This window comes from Lysinibacillus sp. NPDC093712 (assembly GCF_050280025.1).
Taxonomy (GTDB): domain Bacteria; phylum Bacillota; class Bacilli; order Bacillales_A; family Planococcaceae; genus Lysinibacillus.
The window spans coordinates 518,823-542,539 of record NZ_JBNNUU010000003.1 but is presented as its reverse complement, the minus strand read 5'-3'; the positions used below and the strand labels follow the sequence as shown (position 1 = coordinate 542,539).

General features: G+C 36.3%; 21 protein-coding genes. 17 read left to right on the top strand and 4 right to left on the bottom strand.

Annotation, left to right across the window (positions count from 1 at the left end; genetic code table 11):
- The first annotated feature begins 19 nt into the window (after window positions 1-19).
- The 4 genes from ACQKNX_RS15210 to ACQKNX_RS15195 are packed head-to-tail and all read left to right on the top strand — an operon-like array spanning window position 20 to window position 3,906.
- Window positions 20-1,060 carry a siderophore ABC transporter substrate-binding protein gene (locus tag ACQKNX_RS15210; RefSeq protein ID WP_427429600.1) on the top strand — a complete coding sequence of 347 codons (1,041 nt, stop codon included), beginning with the start codon at window positions 20-22 and terminating at the stop codon, window positions 1,058-1,060.
- Between the two features lie 19 nt (window positions 1,061-1,079).
- Entirely contained in the window at window positions 1,080-2,096 is a 1,017-nt protein-coding gene (locus ACQKNX_RS15205; protein WP_427429674.1) for an ABC transporter permease, read from the top strand.
- Entirely contained in the window at window positions 2,093-3,157 is a 1,065-nt protein-coding gene (locus tag ACQKNX_RS15200) for an iron chelate uptake ABC transporter family permease subunit (RefSeq protein ID WP_427429599.1), read from the top strand. The genes ACQKNX_RS15205 and ACQKNX_RS15200 overlap by 4 nt, the downstream gene beginning before the upstream one ends.
- Window positions 3,154-3,906, top strand: coding sequence for an ABC transporter ATP-binding protein (locus ACQKNX_RS15195; protein WP_427429598.1), 753 nt, complete (start codon window positions 3,154-3,156; stop codon window positions 3,904-3,906). The genes ACQKNX_RS15200 and ACQKNX_RS15195 overlap by 4 nt, the downstream gene beginning before the upstream one ends.
- A gap of 377 nt (window positions 3,907-4,283) precedes the next feature.
- Here the strand turns inward: ACQKNX_RS15195 and ACQKNX_RS15190 are convergent, their stop codons facing one another.
- Window positions 4,284-5,984 carry a helix-turn-helix domain-containing protein gene (locus ACQKNX_RS15190; RefSeq protein ID WP_427429597.1) on the bottom strand — a complete coding sequence of 567 codons (1,701 nt, stop codon included), beginning with the start codon at window positions 5,982-5,984 and terminating at the stop codon, window positions 4,284-4,286.
- Between the two features lie 163 nt (window positions 5,985-6,147).
- On the opposite strand from ACQKNX_RS15190, the gene nikA reads away from it, so the two are divergent.
- Genes nikA through cntE form a run of 6 tightly spaced genes read left to right on the top strand, consistent with a single transcriptional unit; the run spans window position 6,148 to window position 12,452 of the window.
- The gene (gene nikA, locus ACQKNX_RS15185) at window positions 6,148-7,764 is read left to right on the top strand and encodes a nickel ABC transporter substrate-binding protein (protein WP_427429673.1); all 1,617 of its coding nucleotides are present in this window, start codon (window positions 6,148-6,150) and stop codon (window positions 7,762-7,764) included.
- A 17-nt stretch (window positions 7,765-7,781) separates the two neighbouring features.
- The gene (locus ACQKNX_RS15180; RefSeq protein ID WP_427429596.1) at window positions 7,782-8,726 is read left to right on the top strand and encodes an ABC transporter permease; all 945 of its coding nucleotides are present in this window, start codon (window positions 7,782-7,784) and stop codon (window positions 8,724-8,726) included.
- The gene (nikC, locus tag ACQKNX_RS15175; protein ID WP_427429595.1) at window positions 8,723-9,559 is read left to right on the top strand and encodes a nickel transporter permease; all 837 of its coding nucleotides are present in this window, start codon (window positions 8,723-8,725) and stop codon (window positions 9,557-9,559) included. The genes ACQKNX_RS15180 and nikC overlap by 4 nt, the downstream gene beginning before the upstream one ends.
- A 10-nt stretch (window positions 9,560-9,569) precedes the next feature.
- The gene (locus tag ACQKNX_RS15170; protein WP_427429594.1) at window positions 9,570-10,391 is read left to right on the top strand and encodes an ABC transporter ATP-binding protein; all 822 of its coding nucleotides are present in this window, start codon (window positions 9,570-9,572) and stop codon (window positions 10,389-10,391) included.
- A complete protein-coding gene (locus ACQKNX_RS15165; protein ID WP_427429593.1) occupies window positions 10,391-11,242 on the top strand; it encodes an ATP-binding cassette domain-containing protein in 852 nt (283 codons plus the stop codon). Before ACQKNX_RS15170 ends, ACQKNX_RS15165 begins: the two co-directional genes overlap by 1 nt.
- On the top strand, window positions 11,235-12,452 hold the full coding sequence (gene cntE / locus ACQKNX_RS15160; RefSeq protein WP_427429592.1) for a staphylopine family metallophore export MFS transporter CntE: 1,218 nt from the start codon (window positions 11,235-11,237) through the stop codon (window positions 12,450-12,452). The genes ACQKNX_RS15165 and cntE overlap by 8 nt, the downstream gene beginning before the upstream one ends.
- Before the next feature lie 353 nt (window positions 12,453-12,805).
- Here cntE and ACQKNX_RS15155 read toward each other — a convergent pair whose 3' ends face one another.
- Genes ACQKNX_RS15155 through ACQKNX_RS15145 form a run of 3 tightly spaced genes read right to left on the bottom strand, consistent with a single transcriptional unit; the run spans window position 12,806 to window position 15,671 of the window.
- Window positions 12,806-13,600: an ABC transporter ATP-binding protein gene (locus tag ACQKNX_RS15155; protein ID WP_427429591.1), complete on the bottom strand. Its 795-nt coding sequence runs from the start codon at window positions 13,598-13,600 to the stop codon at window positions 12,806-12,808.
- Between the two features lie 14 nt (window positions 13,601-13,614).
- Window positions 13,615-14,670: a FecCD family ABC transporter permease gene (locus ACQKNX_RS15150; RefSeq protein ID WP_427429590.1), complete on the bottom strand. Its 1,056-nt coding sequence runs from the start codon at window positions 14,668-14,670 to the stop codon at window positions 13,615-13,617.
- Window positions 14,670-15,671 carry a FecCD family ABC transporter permease gene (locus ACQKNX_RS15145; RefSeq protein WP_427429589.1) on the bottom strand — a complete coding sequence of 334 codons (1,002 nt, stop codon included), beginning with the start codon at window positions 15,669-15,671 and terminating at the stop codon, window positions 14,670-14,672. The genes ACQKNX_RS15150 and ACQKNX_RS15145 overlap by 1 nt, the downstream gene beginning before the upstream one ends.
- A 156-nt stretch (window positions 15,672-15,827) precedes the next feature.
- On the opposite strand from ACQKNX_RS15145, the gene ACQKNX_RS15140 reads away from it, so the two are divergent.
- The 7 genes from ACQKNX_RS15140 (at window position 15,828) to ACQKNX_RS15110 (ending at window position 23,717) form a co-directional block, all read left to right on the top strand.
- Window positions 15,828-16,808, top strand: coding sequence for an ABC transporter substrate-binding protein (locus tag ACQKNX_RS15140; protein ID WP_427429588.1), 981 nt, complete (start codon window positions 15,828-15,830; stop codon window positions 16,806-16,808).
- Window positions 16,809-17,288: 480 nt separating this feature from the next.
- The gene (locus ACQKNX_RS15135) at window positions 17,289-17,861 is read left to right on the top strand and encodes a manganese efflux pump (RefSeq protein WP_427429587.1); all 573 of its coding nucleotides are present in this window, start codon (window positions 17,289-17,291) and stop codon (window positions 17,859-17,861) included.
- Between the two features lie 273 nt (window positions 17,862-18,134).
- Window positions 18,135-18,737 carry a heme uptake protein IsdC gene (gene isdC, locus ACQKNX_RS15130; RefSeq protein ID WP_427429586.1) on the top strand — a complete coding sequence of 201 codons (603 nt, stop codon included), beginning with the start codon at window positions 18,135-18,137 and terminating at the stop codon, window positions 18,735-18,737.
- Window positions 18,737-20,251, top strand: a complete 1,515-nt coding sequence (locus ACQKNX_RS15125; RefSeq protein ID WP_427429585.1) for an NEAT domain-containing protein — start codon at window positions 18,737-18,739, stop codon at window positions 20,249-20,251. The genes isdC and ACQKNX_RS15125 overlap by 1 nt, the downstream gene beginning before the upstream one ends.
- An 84-nt stretch (window positions 20,252-20,335) precedes the next feature.
- A complete protein-coding gene (locus ACQKNX_RS15120; RefSeq protein ID WP_427429584.1) occupies window positions 20,336-21,589 on the top strand; it encodes an NEAT domain-containing protein in 1,254 nt (417 codons plus the stop codon).
- Window positions 21,590-21,609: 20 nt separating this feature from the next.
- Window positions 21,610-22,527 (top strand): heme ABC transporter substrate-binding protein IsdE, encoded by a 918-nt coding sequence (gene isdE / locus ACQKNX_RS15115; protein WP_427429583.1) that lies wholly within the window; start codon window positions 21,610-21,612, stop codon window positions 22,525-22,527.
- Window positions 22,528-22,751: 224 nt separating this feature from the next.
- Window positions 22,752-23,717: a FecCD family ABC transporter permease gene (locus tag ACQKNX_RS15110; protein WP_427429582.1), complete on the top strand. Its 966-nt coding sequence runs from the start codon at window positions 22,752-22,754 to the stop codon at window positions 23,715-23,717.

Below are 23,717 nucleotides of genomic sequence, written 5' to 3'. Positions count from 1 at the left end.
TATTATAAGGAGTATATGTATGAAAAAATCTATGTTTTTAAAATTAGTTGGTATTTTAGCAGTTTTGACTTTAATGTTAGTAGCTTGCTCAGATTCAAGTAATAAAACTGATGAAACTAATCAAGAGTCAAAGGCTAATGAAGATAATGGAAGTGAAGAGGTTGCTAAACCTACGACGGTCGAAATCACTGATGCCCATGGAACTGTTACTGTTCCGGTAAACCCAAAGAATGTAGTAGCTTTGGATAATAGAACTTTTGAAACGTTAGCTGATTGGGATATTGAATTAGTAGCTGTTCCAAAGGATGTTATGCCTGCAGATTCACCATATGTAAAGGACGATTCAGTTCAAAATGTTGGAAATCACCGCGAACCAAATCTTGAAATTATAGCAGCTGCAAACCCTGAACTTGTAATTATCGGGCAAAGATTTGCTGGCTATTACGAAGATATTAAAAAATTAGTGCCGAATGCAGCTGTTATTGATCTTAATGTTGATGTTTCTGAGGAAGCTGCAACGCCTGGGGAAAACTTAGTAAATGGACTTAAAAATTCTACAGTTGCTTTAGGGCAAATTTTTGATAAAAATGAAGAAGCTAAACAATTGGTAGCTGATTTTGATAAAGTGATCGAAAATGCTAAATCTGCTTATAACGGAACGGATAAAGTTATGAGTGTTATCGTTGCTGGTGGGGATATTGGTTTTTCAGCTCCTCATTCTGGACGTGTTTGGGGACCAATGTATGAAATTTTTGGTTGGGCTCCAGCATTAGAAGTTGCCGATTCTACTTCAGATCATAAAGGTGACGAAGTTTCTGTTGAAGCTATTGCACAAAGCAATCCTGATTGGCTCTTCGTATTAGATCGTGATGCTGCAACATCTGATGCGGGTGATTCAGTTCCTGCTAAGGATGTTCTTGCAAACTCACCTGCTCTTCAAAACACAACTGCTGTTTCTAAAGACCGAATTATTTATGCACCAGCAGATACTTATACAAATGAATCAATTCAGACTTATATAGAGTTATTTGAAAATCTTGCAAATACTTTAGCTAAGTAGTGCAAAGGAGTTTGGAATGGTGCCAAAAAATATAATTTCTAGGGTTGAGAATTTTTCTCAACCCCAGTTTTATAACTACAATAAGATATGGACAAAACCTTTTATATTAGCGATTATCGTTGTTATTATTTTAGGCATTATATCACTGTTTACTGGAGTTTATGATATACGTGGACAAGAGGATGGAATGGAGATGTTTTTCATAACTCGTGTTCCAAGAACTGCTGCATTAATGCTAACTGGAGCTGCAATGTCAATGGCAGGGCTCGTAATGCAACTGATTACACAGAATCGTTTTGTTGAACCTACTACAACAGGGACAATTGAATGGTCAGGTTTAGGGCTGCTTCTTGTTTATTTATTATTTCCTGCCCCGACTTTAGTTCTAAGAATGACTGGGGCAATCATTTTTTCTTTTATAGGAACGATGATTTTCTTTTTATTTTTAAGAAGAGTTAAACTTCGCTCGTCTTTAATTGTTCCAATTATTGGATTAATGCTTGGAGCGGTCATTTCAGCAGTATCCACTTTTATGGGACTTCTTTTTCAAATGACGCAAAGTATTGAAACTTGGTTTGTTGGTTCTTTTGCGTCCGTTCAGGTGGGAAGATATGAATATTTATGGCTAATTGTAATCGTTACTTTGCTTATTTTTATTTTTGCTAATCGATTGACTTTAGCTGGATTAGGTGAAGATATAGCAACAAGCCTCGGCGTTAATTACAATAGGATTGTTCTTTTTGGAACTGCCCTTATTTCTTTTGCAGTTGGAATTGTTGCAGCTGTTATTGGTAATTTACCTTTCTTGGGTTTAATTGTCCCGAACATTGTTTCAATGTTTAGAGGTGATGATCTTAGGAGTAATTTGCCTTGGGTATGTGTGATAGGAATGGGGACAATAACTGCCTGTGACATAATTTCCCGAACAATAATAATGCCATTTGAAGTACCTGTTTCATTAATACTTGGAACAGTGGGGTCAGTCGTGTTTATTACTATTTTATTGAGACAAAGAAAACCTAGGAGGCTACGATGAACACATTGGATTATAGAAATAAAGAAAATGTCGATATCGATTCTAGCCTTCATAATGAAAAAAGATCAGCTAGGGCTTTTCGTTCTAAGAAGGAAGAAAGGCGTTATTGGATTTTGCTAATAACGTTGATTGCTTTGGGCATCCTTTCTTCTTATGGACTTTTAGTTTATAACAATCCAGTTCCGATAGATTCGCCTTCTTTTATCCCAGTTGTTATGAGAAGGATTGTAGCGCTTGTTGCAATGATTATTGCTGCAGTTTGTCAGAGCTTGTCCACTGTTGCTTTCCAATCGATTACGAATAATAGGATAATAACGCCGTCACTTTTAGGTTTCGAATCCCTTTACTCAGCAATTCAAACGAGTACAATATTTTTCTTTGGTGCTAGTGCATTGATAAATTTTACGGGAATCGGATCATTTTTATTTCAAGTTGTTGTTATGGTTGTGATGAGTTTAATACTTTACGGATGGTTACTTTCCGGTAAATATGGGAATTTGCAACTTATGCTTTTAGTCGGGATTATTATTGGTACTGGGCTAAATTCTGTGTCAACTTTCATGAGAAGACTACTTGCGCCTTCTGAATTTGATATTTTACAAGCAAGATTGTTTGGTTCTGTTAATAATGCAGACTCTGCATATTTTCCTATTGTAATTCCTATGGTAATAATTGTAGCAATATTACTACTTGCTCATTCTAAAAATCTAAATATATTGTCACTAGGAAAAGATGTTTCTACTTCATTTGGAGTTAAATATCAATTTAGTGTAATTTATACGCTTGTATTAGTTGCTATTTTGATGTCAATTTCAACAGCATTGATTGGACCGCTTACTTTCTATGGCTTTTTAGTAGCAACTTTGAGTTATCAGGCGGCATCAACTTATGATCATCGATATATTTTTCCAATGGCTCTTGCTATAGGATTTTTGATAATAACGAGTGCATACTTTTTGATGTATCATGTATTCCATGCGCAAGGTGTAGTTTCAGTTATTATTGAATTATTTGGTGGAATAATATTTTTAACTGTAGTTTTAAGGAAGAGGGCTTTATGATAAAAATTGATAATGTTAAAAAGTTCTATACTGATAAGGTAAAAATAGGACCTTTGGATATTGAAATACCAAAAGCAGGATTTACTTCTTTAATTGGACCAAATGGTGCTGGAAAGTCTACGACACTTTTAATGATTGGAAGACTCTTAGATATGGAGGAAGGTCAAATCCAAGTGGCAAATATGGATATTTCTGAAACCAAATCAAAAGACTTAGCAAAAATTTTGACTATATTACGACAAGAAAATCATTTTGTAACGAGGCTTACTATTAGACAACTAGTTGGGTTTGGACGCTTTCCTTATTCAAAGGGAAGATTGACTAAAGAGGATGAGGTTATTATATCTAAATATATCGATTTTTTAGACCTAACGGATTTAGAGAATAGATATTTAGATGAGCTTTCTGGTGGTCAAAGACAAAGGGCATATGTAGCGATGGTTTTATGCCAAGAGACTGAATATGTACTTTTGGACGAGCCTCTGAACAACCTTGATGTTGCTCGTTCTGTTCAAATGATGGAGCATTTAAGACGAGCTGCTAATGAATTTGGAAGAACAATTTTGACTGTTATGCATGATATAAATTTTGCAGCCAAATATTCTGATAGTATTTGTGCTATGAAAGATGGACAAATTGCCGCTTTTGGAACAGTAGAAGAGGTTATGGACTCAAAAATTTTGACTGATATTTTTGAAACAAAAATAGAAATTATTGAAGGTCCTTATGGGCCAATCGCTGTTTATTAGTTTCAATACTTGCAAAGATTATAATAGTTGAAGCTGCTGTCTGTATTTTATAGGCGGCAGCTTTTTTTGTCTATCTACTACAAGAGGGTGATAGATTATTTTATAAATAAGAAAAAAGACAAAGTTGCCCTTATTAATTTCTTGGGCGACTTTGTCTCTTTTTACAGCTCTAATTTTATTTTAATGAACACCATATTTTAATGAGAGCGGAGATGATATTTGAATCGTAATACTGTACTAAATAAAGATTAAATAGATTTGTGCATATCAAGTAATTTAAAGTATTTTTATTACTTTCATTGATAAATCTACTTTTAGATAGTGTTATCTGTCCTTTTGTCTATTTAATTTTATTTTTAGTAAATTATATCTACTATTTAGTGACGTCCTTGACGAATCAATATTGGAAGTTCAATAAGTAGTTTATCCATCGTTAAAGGATCATCAAAATTCCATTTATTTTTCGAGAAATATATCTGGCTTTTTCTTGAATTTCGCCAATATTCTTCTTCAAAAAGTTTATCGTAATTTAGGCGTGATAAAGGATGGTCATCAGTTAACATGAAGAAAGTACCAGCTCTATAAGAATGGGCATGTTCTAAAGCGACTAACTGAAAAGGTATTCCTGCATCAATCAAATTCTTAACTTGGGAAGAGGGTTTATAGCCGTTAGGGTGATAGATTGTTACAGCGAATCCCTTCATTCCCATTACATATAAACTACCTTCAACCATTGAAAAAACGGTAGCTGATTGTTTACTAGGAAGTTGGTCTGCAAGTTCCATCCACATTTGACGTGAAGCTACTTGATGAAATTCAATCCAATTTTGTGCTAATTCTCTTTTATTAAACACATCAGCAATCTTTAAAAATCGATCATATACCGATTCATATCTATCAATTAGAACAGTTGGGGCAATAAGTGCAAGTTCATCGATCCAGTCCTGGCGGAAACCACTATGAACAATAAGATCAGGTTGCAACTTACGTATCTTTGCTGGTTCTCCAAGTAATCCTATATCTTGGATCCCTTCTAATGCTTCTCTATATATTACTCGCTTTCCAATTATTTCAGTATCGGCACCAATTGGTTGTATGCCAAGTGATAAAAGGTCTCCAAGCGAATAACCAATAGCTGCGACACGTTTGTATGGCAGAGTTTCGTTCTCTGAATCCGAGAAATTACGAGGGGTGATTACCACATATTGTCTAGGTGTCATACCTGTCTCTTGTTTGAACTTACGGACAAAATAGCTCTCATCTTTAAATCCTACTGCTTCAGCAATTTGTGCCAAAGTGTCATTAGTTTGTAGCAATAGTTTTTTTGCCTGTATCATTCGAATATTCAATAAATAATCTAATGGTTTTTTGCCAGTTAAGGACTGGAATAATGCACTGTATTGCCATTTTGCTACTCCTGCAATCCGATATAACTGTTGAACTGTTATATTCTGTCTATAGTTTTGCTCGATATATGCAATTGTATGTTTGATTGCTTGATAAGTATCAGATACTGTCTGTTCTCGCTCTCTATTTTCTATTAATAAAAGAATCAGCTCTTGCATATGAATTTGCTGTTTCAGCTTCTCGGACTCCAAGTTAGCTGTAGAATGATTTAGGCAATCATGTAACTTTTCTAATAGATGTAGGAACTTTGATTCGTCCGCAATTGATATACGAGTTTCGTATGGTAGTAAGTGAGTGATTTCAGTTGTTGGTTCTAAATCTCCAATTCTATATGCATAAAAATCAAGGACTATGACGGGAGCAGAGAGGGGAGTGTTCTCACTAAAATTTCCTGCTGGATAATTGAGGGAGGAATTAGAGAATTGGATACTGCATTGTGCTTCAGGTGACAGAAGAAAGACATCATTGCTATAGGCTCTTACGAAATGTTTGCGTAAATGAAGCGTGCCATCATTCTCTTTGAAAAAAATAATGCGATGAGTTCCTGGCTGTTTAGCAACAACACTTTTACTAAGACGTTTTTCCATAAAGTAAATGCTAGCAGGTATATATAGATAAAGTTCAGTATGATGTTTTTGAACAGGTTGTTGGTCTTGAAAAGAAGTAAGCATGATATAACATCTCCTCTTTATTGTGCATGGTGTGAATTAGAAGTTTCTGATTTTTGTACTATGAAAAATCAGAAATCCTTCTATTGTGCGATTATATCAAATCACCTAGTATAAATGAAGATGATTTTCATTATCAATAAAAAACAAGGAGTTTGTTGTGAATATGAACACTATTTCAAAAAGATTATTAGGCATTATGCTTATTATGGTATTGACACTTATAAGCGCTTGTTCACTTAAAGAAGAAGAGAGTCAACAAGGTGAGAAAAGTGAACAAACACATGAAAAGGCGATTACTGTTTCGTGGATGCGAGATTTGGGACCTTCCAATCCTCATGCTTACTATCCTTCTCAGTTGTTCTCACAATCAATGATTTATGAACCACTCGTGAAATACGGAGAGGGAGGAAAAATTGAACCGCACTTGGCCAAAAGCTGGGAAATTAGTGAGGATGGAAAAACATACACGTTTCATTTACGCGAAGATGTAAACTATTCTGATGGTTCTCCTTTTAATGCTACCAATGTGAAACGTAATATAGATGCTATTTTAAAAAATAAGGAAACACATAGTTGGTTGGGGACAGCAAAACTATTAGATCATGCAGAAGTTGTTGACGAATTTACAGTAAAACTTGTATTTTCACAGTCTTACTATCCTGTATTGCAAGATTTAACAACGGTTCGTCCATTCCGTTTTTTAGCAGATGCTAGCTTTCCAGAAGGGGACAATACATTAGAAAGTATTAAAGAGCCAATTGGTACTGGTCCATGGATTTTAAAGGAGTATAAACAGGATGAATATAGTGTATATGAAAAAAACCCTAACTATTGGGGTGAACAACCAGAATTAGATAAAGTCACTGTTCGAATTATGCCTGATGCTGAAACACGAGTTCTTGCTTTTGAGAAGGGTGATTTGGATTTGATTTTCGGAGAAGGGTCTATCAGCCTTGATGCCTTTACCGAGATGCGTGACAATGGCAAATTTAAGACCGATTTATCTGGTTCGTTAGGTACACGTAGTTTGATACTTAATACACAAAATGAAAAGCTAGCAGACATACGTGTACGAATAGCATTACACCAAGGATTTGATAAAGAAGCATTAGTGGAAGGAATCACATCTGGGGTAGAACCAGTAGCCAATCAGGTACTGTCACCTGATTATCCTTACGTGGAACAAACCTATTCTCCTGTGTCTTACAATACAGAACAAGCTATTCAAAATTTAGAAGATGCAGGGTGGGTACTGCCATCAAACGGTAATATACGTGAGAAAAATGGAGAAAAACTAGAAATCACACTAATGTACGATACTACGGACCGAATTCAGAAAGCTATGGGAGAGACTTTGCAGGCTGAATGGGCTGCAATAGGCGTCAAATTGAACTTGACAGCTTTGGAATTAACAGAGCAGACTAAGCGCTTCCGAGCAGGCGACTATGATTTGAATTTCTGGTTTAACTCAGGTGTGCCATATGATCCACATACATTGGTTAATGCAGTAGCAGAACCGACTTTCGGTGTTGCTGAAGCACACACGAATATTAAAGATAAGGACAAGCTGGATGCTGATATTCGCCAAGTATTAGGTTCAGTAAATGAGAAGGAACGATATTCATTATATGATTCTATTTTACAACAAGTTCAAGAACAGTCTGTTATCATTCCATTATCTTATATTCGCCAATATATGGTATATGGTGAGCGTATAGAGAGTGGGACTTTCCCTGAGAGTCGTTGGGATCATCCGTTTAATGAAATTCATATGAAATAAAGGAGGATGATTAAACAATGGCAAGTTACATACTAAAAAGAGTAACAGCCTTAGTTCCACTTGTTTTGTTTGCTACACTTATGACATTTATGCTCATACGCCTTTCGCCGGTTGATCCGGCAGAGGCATATTTTTCGGCAGCCAATATAAAGCCTAGCGAAGAGGCGCTTACAGAAAAACGTATAGAGATGGGGCTTGATCGTCCATTTATAGTCCAATATGTTAGAGTAGTTAAAAATATGCTAAAGCTAGATTTTGGCGATTCATATCTTTCTTCAAAACCTGTGGGAGAGGAGATTTTAAAGCGACTACCATCCACACTACAATTGGCATTTAGTAGCATGTTACTCGCATTAATTGGAATATTACTACTGGGCTATTTATCTGCAGTGTATGCAGGGGGATGGGTAGACCGTATGGTACGAATATTATCTTACATAGGTGCTTCCCTGCCTCAATTTTTGCTTGGATACTTACTTATATATATATTTGCAATTAGACTGGATTTACTTCCTGTAGAAGGGAAAGGTACTTTAGCACAATTAGTGTTGCCGTCTTTAACTCTTGCAGTGGCAATAATTGCTACTTATGCACGACTATTTAGAGAAAATATATTGGAACAGTTGAAACAGGCTTATGTTGATTATGGGCATACTCGCGGTTTGCGCCCGAGAAGTATCATGTTACGCCATGTCGTGCGTTTAGCTGTTCTTCCTATTATTACGGGGCTTGGTATGAATTTAGGGCGATTAATTACTGGAACTATCATAGTAGAAAGAGTATTTTCATGGCCTGGACTTGGAAGGTTTTTTGTAGAGTCTATTTTTAACCGAGACCTTCCCGTTATACAAGGGTATGTTTTCTTCGCAGCTTTCTTGTATTTATGTACAAGCCTGCTGACTGATCTGCTCCATATGGCTGCTGATCCTCAACTAAGGCTGCGAGAGAAGGTGAGAGAATGAATATGAAGGCTGATCTAATTAACAAATGGACAATATGGTTCAGCATATCCATTTTAATGATATGTGCTTTGGGTGCTATTTTTGCTCCAGGGATTATGCCACACGATCCAAATGCCGTCAATATAGCAAAAAAATTGCAGTCATCCTCGGCAGACCATTGGTTGGGGACAGACCATTTAGGTAGAGATATTTTATCTCGACTTATTTATGGATTACGCATATCAGTTGGTTTGGTTTTCGGGGTCTTTTTTACTTCGGTAATGATAGGTACATTGATAGGTACTTTATCGGGATATATCGGTGGAAGAGTTGACTGGTTAATTATGCGTTTTTGCGATGGGATGATGGCATTCCCAAATCTTGTGTTAGTTCTAGGGATTGTAGGTATGCTTGGACCAGGTATCTATCAGGTTGTAATTGCACTATTACTTGTACAATGGGTGTATTACGCTCGGATGTCTCGCGGAATGGTGTTACAGATGCGAGAAGCACCTTTTTTAGTTGCAGCACAAATTTGTGGCTCAAGTAGAATAACTATTTTACGAAAGCATATTATGCCACATATATTACCCCAAATTGCAGTTATCGGTACACTTGAAATGGGGTGGGCTATTATGGATATTTCAGCTTTATCGTTTTTAGGATTGGGCATTCAACCACCTACAGCTGAATGGGGTGCAATGATTAATGAAGGTAGGGGGTATATTCGGAGCCATCCAGAACTAATGTTATATCCAGGGTTATGTATTCTCATAGTAGTAAGCGCTTTTAATATATTTGGCGAATGGCTGTCCAAAATACTTGGCGTTAAAAAAATGAAGGAAAGAGAGTGAGAAACCGAAATTGGATAAGAAAAGTCTAGGGCAGTTTGAACCCGTGCTATCTGTGAATAAAGTCTATGCCGATATCTTTGACAATAAGGGTGACCAGAAAAGGTTGTTACATCCAATTACTTTCGAGCTACAACCTGGAAAGGTAATTGGGCTGGCGGGAGAGAGCGGCAGTGGTAAAACTATGACATGTCGTTCTATCTTGCAGTTATTGCCTTCAGAGATTAGAAATGGAGGTAGTATTCGCTTGAAAAATCGTGAACTGATTGGGCTACCTGAACATGAAATGCGTCAAATTAGGGGAAAGGAAATTGGTTATGTTGTACAAAATCCAATGAACGCATTAATTTCTGTGAGAACTATTGGTAATCAGTTTATAGAAACAATTCGTACCCATCTACCACTTAATAAACGTGAGGCGATAGAATTGGCATGTCATACATTGGAACAAGTAAATTTGTATAATCCTAAGTTACTTTTGCAAAAGTATCCATTCGAATTAAGTGGTGGAATGCTACAAAGAGTACTCATAGCATTGACGATGTGCCTCTCTCCATCAATTGTTATTGCTGATGAGCCTACAACTGCTCTTGATACAGAAAATCAATTCCGTGTACTTGAGGAATTGGAAAAATTACGCTCACAAGGAACAGCTATTTTATTCATTACACACGATTTAGATGTATTGGCAGAAATAGCTGATGAGGTGATGGTCATGTGTAGTGGAGAATTAATAGAGCATACTGATGTTTTTACTTTATTTAATAGTCCCCAACATCCTTATACAGCCAAATTATTGCACAATCGTTTGGATCAAGAATGGGAGGTAATGTAGTGGCTTTATTAGAATTTTCGGCAGTTGGTTACAGCTATTCAAAATTAGATAAGAAAAAGGAAAGTAGCATGCGCCAAACCCTTCAAGATGTATCATTTTCACTAGAGCAAGGACACTGTCTTGCAATGCTTGGAAGTAGTGGTGCAGGAAAAAGTACAATTGGTCACATAGCTTTAGGGTTGAGGACACCTCATTCAGGAACTGTGCGAGTTGAAGGAATTGATTTGTATAATGATAATCAAGCTAAAAAGAGTAAGATACGCAGAGAAATACAAGCTGTGTTTCAAGATTGCTATTCATCAGTAAACTCCAAAATGACAGCTGGTCAAATTATAGGAGAACCAATTGACAATTTTCTAAGTATTAGTCATAAAGAAAAACAGCGAATGATTGAAGAATTACTAGAACAAGTTGGCTTATCTGCTTCTGATATGAATAAATTCCCTTGGCAATTTAGTGGAGGACAATTACAGAGAATTTGCATTGCTAGAGCTATTTCGGTTAAACCTAAAATAATTGTATTAGACGAATCTGTCAGTAGCTTGGATGTTGTTAACCAAGTCAATATCATCCGTTTATTGCGTCAACTGAAGGATCAATTTGGTATGTCGTATTTATTCATTACACATAATCTGAAGGCGGCATTTGCTTTGGCTGATCAGTATATTGTGTTAGATAAAGGCAAAATACATGGGATTTATTCTGACCGTATTCAACTTCAGCAATCAAGTGACCTAGTGACACAGCAGTTACTGAAAGCAGCACTTGTTGGTATTCCAGGGCAGGGTGTTATTCGTACAGATCGTACTAACATTACAGAGATGCAACGATTGGAACTGGTCTATGATTAGCGATAATAATAAAATATTTCGCTCTGAAGCTACTTCTCCATTGCTGTTGCGTATCTACGGCTTAACATTTCTATTTTATAGCGCTAATGCGATTATTCAGATTGTCTTGCCTTTGCATACTCAGAATAAAGGGATGGACAATAGCGAGATTGGGCTGATGATTGGAGCATATTTGTTTGTCAGTATGTTACTAAGACCTTGGGTAGGAGTTGTCGTGGATTTTCTTGGTAGCCGAAAAGTTATCCGTATTATTCTTTTTTCACATTTAGGAGTACTCTTACTTTATTCATGGTCTATCAGTGAAGATTTCCTTATTATAAGAGGTTTACAGGGAGCGGTGAGTGCCTTTTTTTCTTTAGCTGTTCAACAGATAGTATTGAATGAACTACCTGAACGGGAGCGTGTCCAGGGCTTATCGCTGTATTCCTTGTTTGGAATGTTACCTACTGTAGTTTGGCCAATTTTTGCATTATACATATGGGAATATGGAGGTTTTGCATGGTTTATCTTAAGTTTAGGTATTTTGGGATTTTTAACACTTCTAGCAGGATATCCACTTGTTTATTCTAAGGATGAAGTTAATATGGTGAGGCAAGAAATCTCAAAAATACAAACTGAAGCGTGGTATAAAAAGGTTCTACATACTATCGTAAACCGTAGCTTTATTGCCAGTAGTATGGTTATGTTTACAGCATCCGCAGGGTTCGGCGCAGTAACAGCCTTTTTAACACTATATGTTAAGCAAATTGAGATTGGACATGCAGGTATGTATTTTGCGATTCAGTCTGGAATTATGGTCATGGCTCGTTTTATATTTCGGAACAAACTACCCTCTGATGGTAAGTGGCATGCAAAACCACTATCCTTACTCCTCTTTTCCATGTCGTTAGGTTTAACTATGACAGCGATTGCTCCTTTCTTTGGATATTCCATTAGTTTGTATCTTGGGGCTGCAGCAGTTGGGCTAGGTATGGCCAGCCTTTACCCGATATTAGGAGCATACTTGAGCATAACATTAGGACCGGATACACGAAAAATTTGGATGGGTCTTTTTATTTCAATGTCTGATTTTGGTGTTGTTATAGGTAGTATAGGTATGGGAGTTATTGCTGATTGGATAGGCTATTCTTTTGTTTTCGCTTTATGTGCAGTTATGTTGTTGGTAGTTGGCGTGTTGACTGCACGTTGTGGCAAGTGGCTAAGTAGTTAAAGGGTATAGATATTTTTTGACATCAAATTTACATTCGAAGAAAAAATTCGAATTGTACTAGAGAACATCATCGTACTAAAGCTCTCGGGAAATCCAGTACAAGTTATTCTACATGGTTTAAATCCTTTGTCATTTTAAAGTGAAAATTACTAAAACTACAGGAGTCTGCAAGTAGTGAACAGTTTGAACAAGAAATATTGATTACTCGACAAACGAATGAAGGCAAAATAAAAAATATCTGAGCTCAGTGGAATACCGAACTCAGATATTAGAAGCAGTCTAACTAAATATGTCAAACTTTTTTTGGATCAAATCATATTAATGGTTATTTTTTGGCATTAATTGATACTACCTCAGGAGATAATCCTTCCTTTACCGAAGGGGATACATAAAGGCGTACCGTAAATAGGATCATTTGTCATCTGACAATCTAATTCGAAAACATGTTTTACTAAAGAAGTTGTCATGATTTCTTCAGGTTTTCCTTCTTGATAAACCCCACGGTCACGCACCGTAATAATATGGTCGGCATATCGACATGCCAAATTAATATCATGTAGAACCATAATGATCGTTCTATTTTGTTTATTTAATTCGAAGAGTAAATCTAAAATTTCAATTTGATGTGTTAAATCTAAGTAAGTTGTAGGTTCATCTAACAGAATAATATCTGTATCCTGTGCAAGCGTCATGGCAATCCAAGCACGTTGACGTTGACCACCTGAAAGTTCATCAACTGGTTTATCCCGTAAATGATCAACGCCCGTCGCCTTTAAGGCATTTAATACAATTTCTTCATCTTTCTCGGTCCATTGTTTTCGCCAGCTTTGATGAGGGTAACGACCCTGTTTAACAAGTTGTAATACTGTTAATCCTTCTGGTGCTACTGGTGATTGAGGAAGTATAGAAAGCTTTTTAGCTACTTGTTTCGTGGATAATTTAAAAAGATCTTGTCCGTCTAATAATACAGAACCTTGCTTAGGCTTTAATAATCGAGCAATTGAGCGTAAAAGTGTAGATTTTCCACAACCATTGGCACCAATCAGAACAGTAATTTCATTCATAGGAATAGATAAATTTAGATTTTCAATAATATTTGAATCACCATAATTTAGTGTAAGTGATTTAGTTTCTAAAGTTTCAGTCATGCAGTTTGACTCCTTTATTTTCTTGGGTTTCTCAATAATAAATATATGAAATAAGGGGCTCCAATAGCAGCTGTAAACACTCCTGCTGGCACTTCTAAAGGACTAAATGCAGTGCGTCCAATAATATCTGCAATCATTACTAATAAAGCACCAATAGCAGCGGATGTTGGAAGTAATATACCGAATGATGGGCCAACAATGCGTCTTGCGATATGTGGAGCCATTAAGCCGACAAAGCCAATAGCTCCTGCAAATGAAATGGCGCTAGCAACAAGACTTGAACTCAAAAGTAATAAGAAAAAACGAGTTTTTTGTACAGTTTGACCTAAACTTGCAGCAGTATCATCACCCAATTCTTGGACATTTAACTGTCGAGTAATAAAGACTGTTAGAAGTAGGAGGAGTATAATTATCGGAACAATAATTTGAACTTGATTCCAATCGGCACTTTTGACGCTACCTGTAATCCACTTATTGGCTTCACTAGCTTGATAAATAGGACCGATAACCATCAACATCGTTGTAATAGCCTGCATAAAAGCAGAAACCCCGATACCAATTAATACGAGACGGGTTGCAGTCACACCATCTTTCCAAGCAAATACATAAACAATAAATGCAACGACAGTAGCTCCAATAAATCCTGCAAGAGGTAGCCATTCAATACTAACTGTTAATGAATGATTGGAGTCACTGAAAATAGCTAAAAACCCTACGACCGCTGCTCCACCACCAGCAGAAATACCGATTATATCAGGTGAAGCTAGAGGATTTTTAATAAGTCCCTGTAAAATTGCACCTGCCACAGCTAAAGCCATACCTGCAAATGCCGCAATAAAAATTCTCGGTAGTCGGAAGTCAATAATAATTAATTGATCGAAATCAGAACCTTGTCCGATTATGGTCTGCATAACTTTTAAAGGATTTACAAATGAATCACCAAATGATGCACTGAAGAAAAAAACAAATAGTGCTGTGATGCTAATAAAAGTTAGCTTTTTAGAAGCATCTACATCTAGTAAAAAGGATATTTTATTTTGTAGTAAACGTACTGTTTTTAATTGTTTCATTATTTTTTTCCACCTTTACGCGCAAGGTAAATAAAGAATGGTGTTCCAATCATGGCTGTCATTACGCCAACTGGCACTTCTTGAGGCATAATAATATATCGTGCTGTCACGTCTGCTAACAGTAAAAGAATCCCACCTAATATAGCAGCCATTGGAATGAGCCAACGATGATCAGTACCAACAAACTTTCGCGCAAAATGGGGTACTACAATTCCAACAAAACCTATAGGACCTGCTATTGCAACTGAACTACCTGCTAAAAAAATGACAATAATGCCAACCGTTAATTTCATCAATCCAAGTGGTAACCCTAGGCCTCTTGCTATATCATCACCAAGAGCAAGAATATTCATTTTAGAAGAGATGAACATTGCAGCAATCCATCCAATAACTAAATATGGTAGCACGGATAATAGAATTTCCAGCTTTCTCCCTTGTACAGATCCAGCTAACCAAAACAGTACTTGCTCAAGTTCTGCTTCGTTTGTTGCGAGTAAACCTTGTGTAAAAGATGCGAAGAGTGCACTGATTGCGGCACCAGCTAAAGTTATTTTGACAGGCGTTACGGCGTCTCGTCCAGATGAACTAATGCCATAAACAGATAGAGCGGCTATGGCAGCACCTAAAAATGCTACCCATGCTAAGGATTGTAAACTCGAAATATGGAAGAAAATCATTGCAAATACGACTGCAAAGCCAGCTCCAGTATTGATTCCTAAAATTCCTGGTGATGCTAATGGATTTTTCGTTAATGTCTGCATAAGTACCCCTGTTATAGCTAAGGAAGCCCCCACACATGTAGCAATTAAAGCTCTAGGAATACGAACATTTTGAATAATAATATGCTCATTAGAATTATTAAACTGGGTAAAAGATTCAATAGTCATTTGAATGGAGGTACTTGCATAGCCGTATACAATACTTATTCCCATACAAATAAGTAAGAGTAGCGTTCCTACTATTAATGCTATGGACTTTGAAGAATTATTATTAAAAATCATATAAATTTCATACTCTTTCTTTTAATAGAATGTACTTGCATTTTGTTAAAATCTATTGACAGTAATAAATTCTTACCATATCATTGATTTCGTTCTTAATAAAAATGATAATCATTCTCAACGAACATTCTATCATATACATTGGAGGAAAAAAAGATGCAAAAAACATTTCATAAGTTAATGGTTTTGCTAGCTGTTATGGCTATTTTTGTTCTTGCAGCGTGTGGCAATTCTAAAGATAACGAGAAGGAAGAAAGTTCAAAAGAAAGCCATGCGTACAGCATTGAACATGCAATGGGGACAACTGAGGTAAAAGACACGCCAAAGCGTATTGTTGTATTAACAAATGAAGGAACAGAAGCACTTTTAGCTTTAGGAATTAAACCAGTAGGTGCTGTTCAATCTTGGTCAGGTGATCCATGGTATGACCATATTAAAGATCAAATGGACGGTGTAGAAGTAGTTGGTATTGAACATGAAGTTAATATTGAAAAAATTGCTTCTTTAAAGCCTGATTTAATTATTGGTAATAAACTTAGACAAGAAAAAGATTATGCGAAACTTAGCAAAATTGCTCCAACAATTTTTTCAGAAACATTACGTGGTGACTGGAAAGAGAATTTTAAGTTATATGCAAAAGCAGTAAATCAAGAAACAAAAGGTGAAGAAGTATTAACAGCTTACGAAGATAAACTACAAGCTCTTAAAAAAGAACTTGGTGATCAAACGAATAAAGAAATTTCGTTCGTACGTTTTATGGCAGATAAATCTCGCATCTATTACACAGATTCATTCTCAGGTGTTATTTTTGATGACTTAGGATTTAAACGTGTTCCAGCTCAAGCAGACTTATTTAAAGATAATGCAAAATTAGGGAAATTGGCTATTGATTTAGGAAAAGAAGCAATTCCTCAAATGGATGGGGATGTTATTTTTTACTTCACATACATGCCATCAGGTGATGATTCAGCATTAGCAACAGAACAAGAGTGGACACAAGATCCACTTTGGAAAAACCTAACGGCTGTCCAAAAAGGCAATGCACACAAAGTGGATGATGTCATTTGGAATACTGCAGGAGGCATATTAGCTGCCAATATTATGTTAGATCAAGTTGAAGAATATTTTGTTAAATAATAATTAACTATTTTTAGCGCTATTCAATTTATTATTGATTGTATAGCGCTTTTAAATAAAGAACCATCTACTGTTGAAAATCATTTCATACAGTAGGTGGTTTTTTGTTTTGCGGAATAAAGCTCAAAAAGCGGAAAAACTGGGTGCTACCGCAGGAAAAAGCACTCGAATCGCGGAAAAACCAAGAGCTACCGAAGAAAAAAGCAAGCCAACACAGGCAATGTCCCATCCTTTTCAGCCTACATTGCATTCGTAGATAAACGCCCATTTGAACAAAATTTACTTCTCATATGATAGAAAATGGGTAAATGATTTAACTTGCTTCTGCAGAAGTCCTTCACTTCTAGAAGTGAGGAATGAATGCCATAAATGCACTTAACGGCCCCGGCGGATGTCACAAATTTTGAGAGGATCTTTTCGAGCAGGCTTGAAAAAAGCCAGATGCAATTATGCCCAGGCATTATGGACAGGAGGGAAATCATGCATTGGATAACCATCATTCTTATTGGTATAGCCGCCAATCTAGATAATTTGGGGATTGGTCTCGCCTATGGTGTTAAGCGAGTGAAAATTCCTATCCTATCGAACGCAGTCATTGCTATCATTTCAATGATTGTCACTTACGTGGCAGTGACGGCTGGTAGTACAGTAGTAGAGTATATTTCTCCACACACTGCCAATCTTTTAGGAAGTCTTTTGCTGTGTGCTATTGGGGTATATACGTTATTCTCTAATCGCCTTTCCAAAAATGGCATTGTGAAAAATCCTGAAGTGTTTGATGAAGATAAAAATCACATTATTTCAATCAGAGAGGCAATGACACTTGGATTTGTTTTATCGGCGAACTGTTTAGCAGGCGGAATCGCAATTGGGGCGAACGGTATTTCAGCTATATGGACGGTTATCTCGATTGGAACCTTTTCCTTTATAACTGTGGGAGTGGGAATTCATTTTGGTGCCCTTCTTTCAAAAACATATATTGGCTTGTACTCCACAGCAATTTCAGGATGGTTACTAATCATAATTGGGGTGTTTGAAGTTTTTGCTAAATAATAAAATTGAGGGATATTACTGATGTTTAACAGTAATATTCTTTTTTTATTGAGGAAATTTTGACATATTGAGGACGTTTTTGGATTGCTAGTTGACATACTACGGTATCAGAGATTATTCTTTGGTTATATAGTGTAATTGAGAATTATTTTCGTTTTCATTTTCATAATATTGCTTTCATGGAAATATTGAGAATATTATTCGTTTCAATTATAATGTTTAATGGAAAATAAATAAAAATTTTCCATAATTATTGGAGGAGGCGTGCAACACATGAAGAAAATAATGATGTTGGTCATGCTAGTCAGTATGGTTATTTTTAATTTAGCGTTACCACATGCATCTGCTCAAATGGCTGACGGCACATATTCTGTAAAATATCAGGTCAATAAACCGGATAGCAGCTCTGCGTCTATTGCGAATGATTATTTCGTAAAGCCAGCTAAGGTGACAGTAAAAGATGGTACAGCAACTGTGCAAATTACATTAAAGAATAGTGCTTGGATTACTAAATTCCAACCGCCAGGGGGAGCAGCAGTTGTTAGCGAAGATAAAGCAGCTGATACACGTGTTGTACAATTCACTGTAAAAGACTTATCAAAACCAGTTGTAACATCTATGAAAATTGATATCGATGATATTAATTATCACCATGAATATAGCGTTTCACTAGTATTTGATGAAGCAGTATCAGGAAGTTCAGCAGTAACAGCAACAACAGCAACAAATAATACGAAAACGTCAACAGCATCTGAAAGTCAAGTGTCTAATCCACAAACAAGCGATGCGATGCCTTATTTGTTATTAGTTGCATTTGCAGGATCAGCATTTTTACTTTATAGAACTAAATACAAAACAAAAATGGAGGGTCAATAATGACTAAAAAACGTCAATCTCGCGCAACAAAAATCGTACTCGCTTCATTATTAGCAGCGTCACTTTCAGTTCCAACATTTGCATCAGCAAAGGTGGCTGATACAACAACGACAACTATATCTACAGACGTAAAAGTGGAAGCTACAGCTGAAACAAAAGAAGGGACAGTTGTAAAGTTCCAAACGTTTAAACCTGGTACAGAACAAGCAGGATACATGGATAAATGGTTTACAGGAACAGGTTTCCTTGTTGAAAAAGATGGTACATATACTGTGAAATTACCGATTACAGCTCAAGTTGCTGCAATGATACCTGATTTCCAAGTAAAACAAGGCGATAAATATGTCGATGCGACAATTGAAAAGCAACAAGATGGTTCAAGCATCGTGTCATTCCCAGTAGATCCAAAGGTGAAAACTGCGGCAAAAGTACATGTAGTTGTTCCCCAACCTAACAACATGGATACATGGTATGACTTTGAATTCCAACCAGTTGCTACAGATGAAGTAGCAGAACCGACTGAGGAAGTAAAAGAAGAACAACCTGAAAAAGAGGAAACAGTTGTTACTGATGAAGCTGTATATGAAGGTACTGTAACAGTTTATAAAGATGGTACTAAAGAAGAATCAATGATGAAAAATTATATTAGTCCTGCTATAGCTGTTAGTAAAGTAGATGGCGGTTACGTTGTAGGTATGGTATTCCCTAAAGGTCAATATGTTCAATCATTTAAAGTAGACGGTAAAGACGCTGTTTTAGAAGAAGAAGATAAAGAAACAAATGAACGTATTTATACTTTTGAAGTGAAAGATTTAAAAGCACTAACAAATGCAGAGATTCATATTATCGTAGATGAGCCTGCAGCAGGAGTTAAATATGATTCAGTTCATACTGTTCAATTTAGCTTTAATGTAGATTTAAGCAAACCAGTTACAGATACTGAAGAAACAACAGTTGAAAATCCATTTAAAGATATCGATAACAACGAAAATAAAGAAGCAATCTTAAACTTACTTGCTTATGACATTATTGTTGCGCAAGATAAATTCAATCCAAATAACAATTTAACACGTGCTCAATTTGCATTAATGGTTGCACGTACTTTAGAGTTAGAACCTACTGAAGTTGCTGGCTTCCAAGATATTAAAGGCATCGAAGCAGAAAAAGCAATTAACGCTCTTGCTGAATATGGCATCGTAGAATCACGTGAAAAATTCAATCCATATGGCATTTTAACACGTCAACAAGGTGCATTAATGATTTACCGTGCAATCCAAGCTGTTACTGAAGGCGACTTAAATGTTGAAATTTCATTACCTTATGCTGATGTAGCAACAATTGCGAATGATGAAGCGAAAGAAGCATTCTCATTACTTAACAAAGAAGGCATTATGACAGGTTCTGTTGCTAAAGATGGTAAAACATACATCAATGCAAACAAACCATTAACACGTGGGCAAATGGCGAAAATTTTAAATAACTCTTTAAAATTTTTCTATGAATTTGAAGAATAACAATAATTAGTAAACAGCAACTTCCTTTCTCACTTTGATGAGGAAGGAAGTTACTGTTGCTTCTATAGATATTGGGGGTATTTGATGAAAACATACAATAGAAAAGGAGTCTTTTTATTAGCTCTTATTAGCGCTATTATCTTGGTGTTTATCCCTCAATTGCCGTTACATGCACAAGCTAAAGTAGATAGTTCATTAGGAAATGGGAGCTATCAAGTTGAACTAAGTTTTTCATCCCTTGATGGAATAGAACAAAACCGATTTTTCAATGAAGAAGCAACACTCAATGTAAAGAATGGCAAATATACGTTGTCTATGACAGTCAATTATCCATATATTTTACAAGAGGTACATATTGAACAGACGGACAAAACGTTTTCTCCTATTGTGAAGTGGACTGAAAATTTAGTTCAGTTTGATGTAAAAGATTTAAAAGAGCCTATTATGATAAAAGGTCTTTTGGCTTCTGAGTCAGAAGAGGATAGTTTTCAATTTGCACAGGAACTTCGCATCATATTAAAAGCACCCATCGAAGAAAATGAACAAGGTACTATAATAGAAGAAACTACACCCGAAAAAGAATGGTCGATTGATTACATATTGTACGTTGATGGAAAAAAAGAGCAATCAATTATGAATACATATGTCAATCCAGTGGCCAAGATGATAAAAAAAGATGGCAAATACTATGCTCAGATGACCATTTTAAAATCTGCTTGGGTAACGGGGTTAACAGTAAATCAACGAGGGCAACAGGTAGAACCAAAGCTTGTATCCGTTGTGGAAAATGAGAGAATTGTTGAATTTGAAGTAGTTGATTTAGAAAAACCACTGCGCATGTGGGTACAGGTAGATATTCCGGAGATTGCTTATCATCATCAATATTTTGTTGATTTACAATTTAATGAACAACAAGTGGCGAATATTTTAGAAAAGCCTATAGAAACGGAGCCTCCTAAGCAAGACATAAACGTGAAGCCTCCTATCGTCAATAGTGACAAAATAGAGAAGCCATTAGAGAAAAAAACAGAGGAATCTATAACAAAATCCAACATGCTTTCATTGCCAACAGTTCAGCCTCCTTTTACAGCATTAGTGGAAGAACAGTTAGCTTTTGACCGTACACTTGATGCAAATGCTGAAGAAGTAGTAGAAGATGAAGAAGCTACTGTAACTGAAGAGGAAAAGCAACCAAACATTGAGCAGGCAGAAAACAAAACGAATATAGATCAGCAACTTGCTCAGTTAGATAAAGTGAAAATTGTATTGTTAGTGCTGATTTGTGTTTTATCGGGCTGGTTACTCGTTCGTCGCTTTAGAAATGCTAAAAATAACTGAAATAACTAGGAGGTGACTATATGTGCAAAAAACAAAAAAATTGGCTGGCATTGATAGCGCTTATGACAGTATTATTAATTGCTGGTTGTAGCGGTGGGAGCGATCAAGCAAAGAATGAAGCATCTACTAAAAAAGAGGAAGTTTCAGTAACAGCAAATACACCAAGTGAAAATCGAATTATTGCAGGTACAGTTGTTATAGCTGATATTTTAGATAAGCTAGAGCTTGATGCTATCGCAGTACCGGAAACTGAAAAAGAGTTAGCGAAACGCTTTGAAGGTTTACCTACAATAGGGAATGCAATGGAGCCTGATATGGAAATTGTTAAGTCATTAACTCCTACGGATGTATTATCAGTGTCAACATTACAATACGATTTAGAAGATAAATTCGAACAATTAAAAATACCTGTGAATTTTTTAAATTTCCAAAGTATTGATGCGATGATAGCTGAAATTAAAATGTTAGGTGAGCGTTATGATCGTAATGCTCAAGCAGAAGAATTATTGACGGGGCTACAGAAAAACATTGATGCCATACAAACTGTTGCTGCTAATCAAGAAGGACCTCGTGTTTTAATTTTACTTGGTATTCCAGGCAGTTACTTAGTAGCAACTGAAAATTCTTACGCAGGGGACCTTGTCAAACGTGCTGGAGGAATTAATGTGATGGAGGGGCAAGAAGCAGAGTACTTATCATCAAATACGGAGTACTTGCATAATAGCAATCCTGATATTATTTTACGTCTATCACACGGCATGCCAGTTGAGGTTGTCAAAATGTTTGATGAAGAATTTAAAACAAATGATATTTGGAAGCACTTTGACGCAGTGAACAATGGTAAAGTGTATGATTTGGAAGAAGAATTATTTGGTACTACAGCTTCCTTACAAGCGCCACAGGCTTTAGGACAGTTGATGGAAATTTTTTATCGCTAATAAGTAAGTTGAAATTGTCGCTCGTATTGCAGGATAAACCTTGCCATAGAGCGCTTTTCTTATATTTCTTGTAGCACAAAGGATATTACATATTACTTTTCGTTCCAAAGCAACCGTAGTGAGCGAATCTTTAAATGAAGTAAAATCGAAGCAATCGCAACAATGGATGCGCATACTTTGTGCAAAAATATTGTGCGGAATTTGATTAGAAAAAGGAATCCGATATGACTAAAAAAATAATAAGTTTTGCAATGGTAATATTGTTGTTGCTTGTTTCGATGGTTTACTCAGCAACGACTGGTAGTATTAAAATGGGCTTTTTTGAATTTATAGGGGCGTTGTTTGAAGAAGGGAATAGCCAGATGGAGGCAATACGTGATTTGCGATTTCCTCGTATTCTAGTCGCATTATTTGCTGGGGCTGCGCTTTCTGTTTCAGGCGTATTATTGCAATCAGTAATGCGTAATCCGCTAGCAGACGCGGGTGTGATTGGTATTTCATCAGGTGCAGCATTTGTACAATTATTTATTATTTCATTTTTTCCAGCATTATTTTTCATGACACCGATATTGGCGTTTATAGGTGGGGCATTTGCTTGTGCGCTAGTGTTTGCCTTGTCATGGAAATCTGGATTGAGTCCCCTAAAATTAATTTTAGTAGGGATTGCGATTAATGCGATGTTTACTGGTCTAACGGAAGCATTTTTAAGTTTAGGAGGCTCATTAAATACATCTGCTTCAAGTGTCGTCGGATCAAATTTAACGATGCGTACATGGAAAGATGTTTCCACCATTGCAACGTATGGAACGATAGGCTTGGTTGCAGCATTTGCGTTATATAGCTGGTGTAATCTTCTCGTTCTACAAGATAAAACGGCAAAGAGTCTTGGCTTTAACGTAGCACGTGCTCGTTTAATTATTGCAGCTGTTGCTGTATTATTATCAGCCGTGTCAGTTGTTGTAGCTGGCGTTATTTCATTTGTCGGCTTATTAGTCCCACATATTGCCCGACGTCTAGTTGGACACGATCATCGAGTACTAATACCGTTTACGGCATTAGCAGGAGCCTTATTAATTTTAGTGGCAGATACAATTGGTCGAACGGTTGTTGCACCAATTGAAATCCCTGCTTCAACTATTATGGCAATCATCGGTGGTCCGTTCTTAATATTCCTTTTACGAAAAGAGTGA